Below are 428 nucleotides of genomic sequence, written 5' to 3'. Positions count from 1 at the left end.
GGGGAGTGCTCGAAAGAGAACCAGTACACAGGTGCTGCATGGCTGTCGTCAGCTCGTGTCGTGAGATGTTGGGTTAAGTCCCGCAACGAGCGCAACCCTTGTCATTAGTTGCTACGAAAGGGCACTCTAATGAGACTGCCGGTGACAAACCGGAGGAAGGTGGGGATGACGTCAAGTCCTCATGGCCCTTATGGGTAGGGCTTCACACGTCATACAATGGTACATACAGAGCGCCGCCAACCCGCGAGGGGGAGCTAATCGCAGAAAGTGTATCGTAGTCCGGATTGTAGTCTGCAACTCGACTGCATGAAGTTGGAATCGCTAGTAATCGCGGATCAGCATGTCGCGGTGAATACGTTCCCGGGTCTTGTACACACCGCCCGTCACACCATGGGAGCGGGTTTTACCAGAAGTAGGTAGCTTAACCG

General features: G+C 54.4%; 1 rRNA gene. It reads left to right on the top strand.

Going from position 1 to position 428, the window contains the following annotated elements:
* Positions 1-428 (top strand): 16S ribosomal RNA (locus tag ACZ92H_RS29485); the annotation flags it as partial.

This window comes from Janthinobacterium foliorum, from assembly GCF_978021625.1.
Note: the sequence above shows the minus strand (reverse complement) of the source record. Positions and strands in the feature narration are given on the sequence as shown.